Origin of the sequence: Burkholderia sp. Ac-20345 (assembly GCF_017104825.1) — a bacterium.
GTDB classification, from domain to species: domain Bacteria; phylum Pseudomonadota; class Gammaproteobacteria; order Burkholderiales; family Burkholderiaceae; genus Burkholderia; species Burkholderia lata_B.
Window position 1 is genome coordinate 19,220 of the sequence record NZ_JAAGPO010000139.1, and the last position, 9,473, is coordinate 28,692.

Consider the following 9,473-nt stretch of genomic DNA (forward strand, 5'->3'; position numbering starts at 1 on the left):
TCGGGGGCCGCCCGCGCGATCAGTCCTGATGCGCGCCCTGCGACGTCGACAGCATTCGCTCCACATACCGCGCAATCATGTCGACCTCGAGATTGACCTTGTCGCCAGCCTTCACGTGGCGCAGCGTCGTGACCTCGACCGTATGCGGAATCAGGTTGATCGAGAACTCGCAGCCGTCCGCGCGATCGTCGATCGTGTTGACGGTCAGGCTCACGCCGTTGACCGTGATCGACCCCTTGTACGCGAGATAGCGGCCGAGCTCGCGCGGCGCGACGATGCGCAGTTCGTGCGACTCGCCGACCGGCGCGAAGCGCGACACGGTGCCGAGGCCGTCCACGTGACCCGACACGATGTGCCCGCTGAGGCGGTCGTGCGCGCGCAATGCCTTCTCGAGGTTCACGTCGCCGGGTGCGCCGAGGCCAACCGTGCGGTTCAGGCTTTCGCGCGACACATCGACGTCGAACGACGCGTCGGTCTTTTCGATCACCGTCATGCACGCGCCCTGGATCGCAATGCTGTCGCCGAGCGCCACATCGGCGAGATCGAGCCCACCGGCCAGCATGGTCAGACGCACGCCGGCATCGGCCGACGCGCCGAGCGGCTGGATCGATTCGATACGGCCGACCGCCGCGACAATTCCGGTAAACATCCTGACGATCCTGTTCAGTGAGTGGCGTCGGGCGGCGTGAAGCGCGCGAGGATCCGCAGGTCGTCGCCGACCCGCTCGAACCCGTGGAACGACAGCCGCGTGCGCGTCTCGAGGCTCGCCGGCGCGGCGAGATCGAACATGCCGGCCGCATCGGCGCCCAGCAGGCTCGGTGCGAGGTAGACGAGCAATTCGTCGACGCACTGCTCGCGCAGCAGCGAGCCGTTCAGCTTGTGGCCGGCCTCGACGTGCAATTCGTTGACGCCGCGCGCGCCGAGCGCCGCGAGCATCGCGGGTAGGTCGACCTTGCCGTGCGCATTCGCGAGCGGCACGATTTCCGCGCCGCGCGACTTCAGCACGTTCGCGCGCACTTCGCCGGCGGCGTCGAGCCGGCCGCAGAAGATCAGCAGCGGCGCGCCTTCGAGCAGCCGCGCGTCGAGCGGCAGGTCGAGGCGGCTGTCCACCAGGATGCGCTGCGGCTGGCGCGGCGTATCGATGCCGCGCACGGTCAGCAGCGGGTTGTCTTCACGCACGGTGCCGATGCCGGTGAGGATCGCGCAGGCGCGCGCACGCCACGCGTGCCCGTCGAGGCGCGCGGCCTCGCCGGTGATCCACTGGCTTTCGCCGGACGGCAGCGCGGTGCGGCCGTCGAGCGACGCGGCGGTCTTCATCCGCACCCACGGGCGGCCGCGCGTCATCCGCGACACGAAGCCGATGTTCAGCTCGCCCGCTTCATGCGCGAGCAGCCCGCAGCGCACGTCGATGCCTGCGTCGCGCAGCATCCCGAGGCCGCGCCCCGATACCTGCGGGTTCGGGTCTTCCATCGCGGCGACGACCTTCGCGACGCGCGCGTCGATCAGCGCATTCGCGCACGGCGGCGTGCGGCCGAAATGGCTGCACGGCTCGAGCGTCACGTAGACGGTCGAACCGGCGACGTCGTAGCCGCGTGCGCGTGCGTCCTTCAGCGCCTGCACTTCCGCGTGATCCTGGCCGGCCGGCTGCGTGAAGCCTTCGCCGATCACGTCGCCGTCCTTGACGATCACGCAGCCGACACGCGGGTTCGGCGCCGTCGTATACATGCCGCGCGCGGCGAGCGTGAGCGCGCGCTGCATGTGGGCGAAATCGATATCCGAGAACATGCGCGCGGACCCGGGTCAGGCAGCGAGTGCCGCGAAGGCGCGGCGCGCGGCCGCGAGCGTCGCGTCGATCACCGCGTCGTCGTGCGTGCTCGACACGAAGCCGGCCTCGTACGCGGACGGCGCGAAATACACGCCTTCGTCGAGCATCAGGTGGAAGAAGCGGTTGAAGCGCTCGGTGTCGCTCTTCGTCACTTCGGCGAAGCTGGTCGGCACGCGTTCGGCGAAGTAGAGGCCGAACATCGCGCCGATCGAGTCGGCCGCGAACGGCACGCCGGCCGCACGCGCTTCGGCCGCGAGGCCGTCGGCGAGGCGCTTCGTCTGCGCGGTGAGCGCGTCGTAGAAGCCGGGCGCCTGGATCAGCTGCAGCGTCTTCAGGCCCGCGGCAACCGCGATCGGGTTGCCCGACAGCGTGCCGGCCTGGTAGACGCCGCCGAGCGGCGCGAGGTGGGCCATGATGTCGCGGCGGCCGCCGAACGCGGCAGCCGGCATCCCGCCGCCGATCACCTTGCCGAGGCAGGTGAGGTCGGCCGTGATCCCGTAGTACGCCTGCGCGCCGCCGAGTGCGACGCGGAACCCGCACATCACTTCGTCGAAGATCAGCACGGCGCCGTGCTTCGTGCACAGCGCGCGCAGCGCGTTCAGGAATTCGGGCGTGCCGCGCACGAGGTTCATGTTGCCCGCGACCGGCTCGACGATCACGGCGGCGATCTCGTCGCCGAACGCGCCGAATGCTTCTTCGAGCGCGGCGACGTTGTTGTATTCGAGGACGGTCGTGTGCTTCGCGATGTCCGCAGGCACGCCGGCCGACGTCGGGTTGCCGAACGTCAGCAGGCCCGAGCCGGCCTTCACGAGCAGGCTGTCCGCGTGGCCGTGGTAGCAGCCTTCGAACTTGACGATGCGGCTGCGGCCCGTGAAGCCGCGCGCGAGACGCAGCGCGCTCATCGTGGCCTCGGTGCCGCTCGACACCATCCGCACCTGTTCGATCGACGGCACGAGCTTGCAGATTTCCTCGGCGATCTCGATCTCGGCTTCGGTCGGCGCGCCGAACGAGAAGCCGTCGGCGAGCACGTTCTGCACGGCCGACAGCACTTCCGGATGGACGTGGCCGACGATCATCGGGCCCCACGAGCCGATGTAGTCGATGTACTGCTTGCCGTCGGCATCCCAGAAATACGGACCTTGTGCGCGCGCGACGAAGCGCGGCGTGCCGCCGACCGAACGGAATGCGCGCACCGGCGAGTTGACGCCGCCGGGAATGGTCTTCTGGGCGCGTTCGAAGAGGATCTGATTGTTGGACATGGACGAAACCTGCGAGAGAAGGGCGCGGGGGGCCTGTGCACGGGCCGCGGCGCCTGGGCGGAACGATCGTCTGATTGTACCGGAGACGCGCGCGGCGGGCCCGCGGCGCGGTCTGCGGCCTTTCGGCGCGTGAGGGATGGCGCGGGCCGGGAAGGAGGAGGGGCGATTCGGCCCCGTTATCGATCCGGCAACGGTGGCGGCTTGCGCTTGCCGGTCAGCTCGGCCCAGCGCTTCTCGAGCGGGCCCTCGACCATCGGCTTGATCACCGTGCCGGAGCTCTGCGCATCCCAGGTCTGCACCGAGTACGGATGGACGCGCAGCGCGTCGCGCGCGATCACGACGTCCTGGTGCGCGTCGACCAGCCAGTCGTACACGAAGTTGATGCACAGCCGGTAGCCGCGCTTCGTCGACGGATCGGCCACCTCGTACGGTGCGCGCGTCACGTAGCCGGAACCGAACACGCCCTTGGGCTCCTTCGCGACGCGATGCAGGAACACGCGGTCGCCCGGCAGGATGCCGCGCGCGAAGCCGCAGCCCCACACGTCGTGCACGGCCTCGCCGGCCTTCACGCGCGCGGCGACGTCGGGCAGTTCGGGCCACGGCCATTTCTTGGGGCTCCAGATCAACAGGAAAGCGGTCATCGGTTCGATCGTGTGTCGTATTGGTCAGACAAGAGGGGCGAGGAGCTGCAAGCTTAATCGAATCTCCGCGCTCGATCCCGTGTGGCGGGCGCCGCGCCGGTACTTTTCGGCCCGCCGTGCACTGGAGCCGCCGGCACGCAAAAAAGTTGCGCGTACAATCATGGGCCTGGGCGCGCCGTTCGCGGTGCGGCCTCCCGTCTTCACCGCCACACGCGCCCCGATGCGCGCGGGCTCCATTCCGGATACCCATGTCTCACGTCATCCGACGCCGGCCCGATGCCCGGCTGATCCTGTTGCTCGGCGCGCTCGCCGCCTGCGGGCCGATCGCTACCGACATGTACCTGCCGAGCCTGCCGTCGATCGCCGACGGCTTCTCCGTCAGCCCCGGCGCCGCGCAGCGCACGCTCACGAGCTTCATGGCCGGCTTCTCGGTCGGCATGCTGCTGTACGGCCCGCTGTCCGACACGTGGGGCCGACGCCCCGTGCTGCTCGGCGGCATCGCGCTGTTCACGCTTGCGAGTATCGGCTGCTTCGTGTCGACCTCGATCGACATGCTGATCATCGTGCGCTTCCTGCAGGCGCTCGGCGCGGGCGCCGCGTCGGTGCTGTCGCGCGCGATCGCGCGCGACGCGCACGAGCCGACCGACGCGGCGAAGGTGCTGTCGATGGTCGCGATCGTCACCGCGGTCGGGCCATTGCTCGCGCCGCTGATCGGCGGGCAGATCCTGCGCTTCTCCGGCTGGCGCGGCGTGTTCGTCGTGCTGGCCGTGTTCGGCGCGGTGTGCGCGGCGACCGCGTACCTGCGCGTGCCCGAAACCTGGCCGAAGGAGCGGCGCAAGAGCGCGGCCGTGCTCGCGTCGTTTGCGTCGTACGGGCGCATCCTGTCCGATCCGGTCGCATGGGGGCACATGCTGTGCGGCGGGATGGCATTTGCGTCGATGTTCTCGTACATCACCGCCACGCCGTTCGTGTACATCGAGTATTTCCATGTGTCACCGCAGCACTACGGGCTGCTGTTCGGCCTGAACGTCGTCGGCATCATGATCGGCAACTTCGCGAACACGCGGCTCGTCGGCCGCCTCGGTTCGCTGCGCATCATCGCGGCCGCGTCGCTCGTGAGTTGCATCGCATCGCTTGCGGTCGCGCTCGTCGCGCTGACGGGGTGGGGCGGGCTGTGGTCGATCGTCGTGTGCCTGTTCTTCGTCGTTGGCGTGGTCGGGATCCTGTCCGCGAACTGCACGACCGACCTCATGCATCGCTATCCGCACAACGCGGGCGCGTCGGCGGCCGTGTTCGGCGCGATGCAGCTGGCGCTCGGCGCGCTCGCGAGCGTCGCGATCGGCGCACTCGCGGACGGCACGCCGTTCGCGATGGGCGTGACGATCGGCGTGTCGGGCGTGCTGTGCTTCGCCGGGCGCTACCTGGTGTTGCGCTGGCACGGCCGGCCCGTGCCAGCGGGGGCTTGAGCGGCGCGGCGGGATTTGCGGAGGGGAAGTGAATGCGGTGGACAACTATTTGTCTTTGGTCGCTTCACGAATGACCGGACGCGCCGAACAGCCGTTTTGTGGTGTCTGGAGGGTGCGTTGGCATGATCGGCAACACTGGGATCGATGCGACAAGAAGCAGGTAGGTGACTTCGAGCGATTCCAGTGAGCCTCGTTCGACGGGGGCGATCGAGGATGTTATGGGCGGGCCGAGCAAGCGCCTGATAGTGCAGGAGTATGTCAACGGTATTCACCCAGACGATGACCTAAGCGAACACCATGTCGATGTAACCCCGCCAGCCGGCAACGCGAGTCATGCACCGGATTCCCTCGTTCGGATCACTTGGAACGATCTGACGAGCGATTGTCGAGTCGATAGCTGCGCTTCGGGTTGATCACGAACCGTTTGACCTGGGCATCGAGTTCCTTGCTGTGGTACAGATCCAGGCATTTCAAAAAATCGAACTTCACGCCTTTGATTTCGGATTCGACGATCGGATTGCGGTAGTCGCGTGCAAGAAAGCGATTGACCAACGATTTGCCCGCGTCGGGGTTCCGTTCCAGATCGAAGTAGGTCCAGTCCATTAGGGCACTGGCGCTGCTTCCTGCGTCCATCGTCGCGAACGGTTCATCCCGATAAGCGGTCGCGACGCATTCGGCGAACACCATGTCCTTGTAGTTCTGCGCGTAGGTTCGGGCGCTTGCTTGCGGCGACGACGCTGTATCTGTCGCATGGCTCGATTGTGTCGCTAACGTCAGTGCCCAAAATATCGCGCACGGTAACAGCGGATTTTGTCTCACGGCAGGCTCCAGAAGTGCGCGCGATCGGTGCGGTAATTTACTCCCGGCTCGTTGAAATAGCACTGATCGTAACAGGTTCGTCCATTAAAAAGGGTTGCATGCCCCGAGGCATTTGACCAACCTGAAACCTCGAAGAGGATAATCCCCTGCTTGTCAGCCAGGGTGTTGCCTCCTCGGGAAGGCGGGAATTTGATCACCTCTGCTTTGCCCCATCGCTGCTCGAGAAAGTGGATGAGATTCTTGACGCGAAAGAAGTACCAGCGCTTGTCCGCACCTGACACGGTTTGCCCCGGAATGTAAGGTATCGGCATGCCGGCTTGGCCGAGAATATAGCTCAGTCGCACGGCGCAGGTATTATCCCAACGTAGTTTTGGGTCTCTGCTGTTGATATTGGTGGCCACGTTGCCACCAATTACCAGTGCTACTTTCTCCGCAAAATATATCGGGGCGTAAATTCGCATTGCTGCTGCCCATGCAGCAGAAAAACGTGGTCTAGGCATTTTCCTCTCCACAAATTGGATGAACGTGATGCTGTCGATGCCAATGCGAACGATGCCGATTAGTGTTCTTTGAGAAGCACGTTATTTCTCGCATTGGACCGACATGGCGGCATCACATGGAGTGAAGGAAGTTACCGAGCCTGGGCAACTGCTGACAATTGGATTCGTTCGAAAATGAGGGTGTGTACGAATGTATGACGTCGCGGGCAGGTATCGGCAGAACGATCGTCGATGATTGGCGAGCCACTGTGGTTCGGGTCGACGTCGCTCATGCGAAACACCCCGAACGCCAGGCCTGAATCCAGCGTTCGGGGTGTCGTGAATCGACGGCGTTCCGCCGAAGCGTCAATCCCGCGCGACGTCCTTCGCCGCCGGCGATGCGCCGTGGCTCAGCCAGTCGAGCACGTCGGCCGTTTCGTCGTCGCTCGCTCGCGCCTTCGCCTGGGCGACGGCCTCGGGCAGTTCGCCGTTGGTCGACGCACGGCGGATCGCGACGCCGACCGCGAGGATGTCGATCATCAGCAGATGCAGGATCCGCGAGATCATCGACAGCTGCGACTCGCGCATCTCGATGTGGTCGGTTTCGAGCGCGACGGTCGCACGCTTCGCGAGCGGCGTGTTGCTCGACGTGATCGCGATCACCTTTGCACCGGCCTGCATCGCGACGTCGAGCACGCGCAGCAGCTCGGGCGCGCGCCCCGACTTCGACACCGCGACGATCACGTCGCCCTTGCCGAGCAGCGCGGCCGACGCAGCCTGCATGTACAGGTCGCCGTACGCGATCGTCGGGATCCCGAAGCGGAAGAACTTGTAATGCGCGTCCTGCGCGACGATGTTCGAGTTGCCGAGCCCGTAGAACTCGATGCGACGCGCGCCGTTCAGGATTTCGATCGCGTTCTCGACGTGCTCGAAATTCAGGTGCTCGCGCAGCTGCAGGATCGCGGACACCGTGTTGTCGAGCACCTTCGCGCCGAAGTCGGTGGCCGTGTCGCCGAGATGCACCTGGCTGTGGCTCATCGGGATCGTGCCGGTGAGGCCGGTGGCGAGCTTCAGCTTGAAGTCGGACAGCCCCTGGCAGCCGAGCGAGCGGCAGAAGCGGATCACCGTCGGCTGGCTCACGTCGGCCTTGCGCGCGATGTCGACGATCGGGTCGTTGATGATCGAGCGCGGATGATTCAGCGCGAGATCGGCGACGCGGCGCTCGGCCGGCGTCAGTGCGTCGCGCATCTGGCGGATCCGTTCGAACACCGCCGACGACGCACCGCCCGAGCGGTTCGACAGCTGCTCCGCGAGGATCGCCGACACGCCGAGGAACGCCGGGTATTCGGCGGTGATCAGGTAGGTCGGGATGTTCTCGAGGTAGTGCGTGAAGCGGCCCTTCGCCTCGAAGCGCGCGCGGAACGACGAGCGCGTGAACAGTTCGCCGAGCTTCAGCGCGACACCGCCGCCGATGTACACGCCGCCAAGCGCGCCGAGCGTCAGCGCGACGCTGCCCGCGAACGCGCCGAGAATCCCGCAGAAGCACTCGACCGTCTCGAGCGCGAGCGCGTCGCCCGCATGTGCGCGTTCGACGATCTCCACCGTGTCGACGGTCGCGGCGACCCGCTTCTTGTCGCGCGCGGCAAGCGCGCGATAGATGATCTCCATGCCGGGGCCCGCGCACACGCGTTCGAACGACACGTGCGGAAACTTCTTGCGCGCGTACTGCAGCACCAGGTCCTCGCGCTCGTCCTGCGGCGCGAACGATGCGTGGCCGCCTTCGCTGCCGAGCGCGATCCAGCGGTCGTCGGCCGGAATCAGCCCCGACACGCCGAGCCCGGTACCGGGCCCGAGCAGCCCAATCACGCTGTTCTGGCGGCGCGTGCCGCCGCCGACCTGCACGCGCTGCGCGTCGGTCAGGCCCGGCAGCGCCATGGCGAGCGCGGTGAAATCGTTGACGACGAGCAGCGTGTCGAAGCCGAGCGCACGGCGCGTCGCCTCGATCGAGAAGCTCCAGTCGTGGTTGGTCATCGTGACCTGGTCGCCGTCGACCGGATTGGCGATCGCGATCGCCGCGTGATTCACGCGGCTGATCTTCACGTCCTTCAGGTATTTGCGGATCGCGTCGGTGAGCGTCGGATAGTCGGCGCCGGGATACACGCGGATCTGCGTGATGTCGCCCGGGCCGGTTTCCAGCGCGAAGCGCGCGTTGGTGCCGCCGACGTCCGCGAGCAGGCGCGGACCGTCGGCATGCTGGCCTGCGACGGCCGCCTTACTTTGCGCACCAGTAGACATCGAGCTGGGTCCCCTTGTCGTTGGCCAGTTGGGAAATCGCGTTCTTCTGCAGCGATGCGGCCGCGGCATCGAGCACCGCGCGCTTGCGTTCGCCCGCGATCAGCAGGAACAACCGGTCGACGCGCTTGAGCGCATCGAGCGAGAAGCTCACGCGCGCATGCGGCGCGGCGCCGGGATGGACGGCGACGAAACGCTCGGGTGTCGCGATCGCGTGATCCCATTCGGGCGCATCGGCGAAGATCGACGCGGTATGGCCGTCCTCGCCCATGCCGAGCACCGCGACACTCGGCACGCGGTAGTCGGCGTTCGCATTCAGCGCGGCGATGTGCGCGTCGAGCGCGGCGCGCGTGTCGACGAGCGGCAGGAAGCGGGCAGGGGCTGCTGCATGCTGCAGCAGCGTGTCGCGCACGAGGTGCGCGTTGCTGGCTGCGTCGTCCTCCGGCACCCAGCGGTCGTCGACCAGCGTCACGTCGACGCCGGCCCAGTCGAGCGCCGCGTGCGACAGCGTTTGCAGGAACGGGCGCGGGCTCGTGCCGCCGGACGGCAGAACGGCGGGGCGGGGAAGAGGGTGATCCTGTGTGCCGTGCTCGACTGGCGTGGGTGTGCGATAATAAGAATACCGTAACGATACAGAGTCACAGTCCATCACTAGTGAGTACCCATCAACAGCCCATTCACGAGCTGTAGTA

9 protein-coding genes are annotated in these 9,473 nt (G+C 66.6%); 1 reads left to right on the forward strand and 8 read right to left on the reverse strand.

All coding sequences use genetic code 11. The annotated features are described in order from the left end of the window. Positions 1–19: 19 nt before the first annotated feature. The 4 genes from G3O06_RS33520 to G3O06_RS33535 are packed head-to-tail and all read right to left on the reverse strand — an operon-like array spanning position 20 to position 3,725. On the reverse strand, positions 20–649 hold the full coding sequence (locus G3O06_RS33520; protein ID WP_205818767.1) for a riboflavin synthase: 630 nt from the start codon (positions 647–649) through the stop codon (positions 20–22). A gap of 14 nt (positions 650–663) precedes the next feature. Then, complete coding sequence (gene ribD, locus G3O06_RS33525) at positions 664–1,785, reverse strand: bifunctional diaminohydroxyphosphoribosylaminopyrimidine deaminase/5-amino-6-(5-phosphoribosylamino)uracil reductase RibD (protein WP_205818768.1); 1,122 nt, start codon at positions 1,783–1,785, stop codon at positions 664–666. A gap of 15 nt (positions 1,786–1,800) precedes the next feature. Beyond that, positions 1,801–3,222 carry a glutamate-1-semialdehyde 2,1-aminomutase gene (gene hemL, locus G3O06_RS33530; protein ID WP_346779568.1) on the reverse strand — a complete coding sequence of 474 codons (1,422 nt, stop codon included), beginning with the start codon at positions 3,220–3,222 and terminating at the stop codon, positions 1,801–1,803. Positions 3,223–3,260: 38 nt separating this feature from the next. Further along, the gene (locus tag G3O06_RS33535) at positions 3,261–3,725 is read right to left on the reverse strand and encodes a hypothetical protein (RefSeq protein ID WP_205818769.1); all 465 of its coding nucleotides are present in this window, start codon (positions 3,723–3,725) and stop codon (positions 3,261–3,263) included. A gap of 248 nt (positions 3,726–3,973) precedes the next feature. Between G3O06_RS33535 and G3O06_RS33540 the strand changes: the two genes are divergently transcribed. Then, positions 3,974–5,191 (forward strand): Bcr/CflA family multidrug efflux MFS transporter, encoded by a 1,218-nt coding sequence (locus G3O06_RS33540; protein WP_205818770.1) that lies wholly within the window; start codon positions 3,974–3,976, stop codon positions 5,189–5,191. A 357-nt stretch (positions 5,192–5,548) separates the two neighbouring features. Here G3O06_RS33540 and G3O06_RS33545 read toward each other — a convergent pair whose 3' ends face one another. The 4 genes from G3O06_RS33545 to pgl all read right to left on the reverse strand — a co-directional run bounded on the left by G3O06_RS33545 (position 5,549) and on the right by pgl (position 9,430). Next, positions 5,549–6,010 carry a type VI secretion system amidase immunity protein Tai4 gene (locus tag G3O06_RS33545; RefSeq protein ID WP_174999661.1) on the reverse strand — a complete coding sequence of 154 codons (462 nt, stop codon included), beginning with the start codon at positions 6,008–6,010 and terminating at the stop codon, positions 5,549–5,551. Next, positions 6,007–6,510 (reverse strand): type VI secretion system amidase effector protein Tae4, encoded by a 504-nt coding sequence (locus G3O06_RS33550; protein ID WP_205818771.1) that lies wholly within the window; start codon positions 6,508–6,510, stop codon positions 6,007–6,009. The genes G3O06_RS33545 and G3O06_RS33550 overlap by 4 nt, the downstream gene beginning before the upstream one ends. Positions 6,511–6,855: 345 nt before the next feature. Continuing rightward, positions 6,856–8,784 (reverse strand): bifunctional transcriptional regulator/glucokinase, encoded by a 1,929-nt coding sequence (locus G3O06_RS33555; RefSeq protein WP_174968513.1) that lies wholly within the window; start codon positions 8,782–8,784, stop codon positions 6,856–6,858. Beyond that, on the reverse strand, positions 8,762–9,430 hold the full coding sequence (gene pgl, locus G3O06_RS33560) for a 6-phosphogluconolactonase (protein WP_241020371.1): 669 nt from the start codon (positions 9,428–9,430) through the stop codon (positions 8,762–8,764). Before pgl ends, G3O06_RS33555 begins: the two co-directional genes overlap by 23 nt. Positions 9,431–9,473 lie beyond the last annotated feature (43 nt).

Excerpts from the sequence above, each read along its gene's own strand:
- G3O06_RS33520 (WP_205818767.1), bottom strand. The coding sequence starts at position 649 with ATGTTTACCGGAATTGTCGCGGCGGTCGGCCGTATCGAATCGATCCAG.
- ribD (WP_205818768.1), bottom strand. The coding sequence starts at position 1,785 with ATGTTCTCGGATATCGATTTCGCCCACATGCAGCGCGCGCTCACGCTC.
- G3O06_RS33535 (WP_205818769.1), bottom strand. The coding sequence starts at position 3,725 with ATGACCGCTTTCCTGTTGATCTGGAGCCCCAAGAAATGGCCGTGGCCC.
- G3O06_RS33540 (WP_205818770.1), top strand. The coding sequence starts at position 3,974 with ATGTCTCACGTCATCCGACGCCGGCCCGATGCCCGGCTGATCCTGTTG.
- G3O06_RS33550 (WP_205818771.1), bottom strand. The coding sequence starts at position 6,510 with ATGCCTAGACCACGTTTTTCTGCTGCATGGGCAGCAGCAATGCGAATT.
- G3O06_RS33555 (WP_174968513.1), bottom strand. The coding sequence starts at position 8,784 with ATGTCTACTGGTGCGCAAAGTAAGGCGGCCGTCGCAGGCCAGCATGCC.
- pgl (WP_241020371.1), bottom strand. The coding sequence starts at position 9,430 with ATGGACTGTGACTCTGTATCGTTACGGTATTCTTATTATCGCACACCC.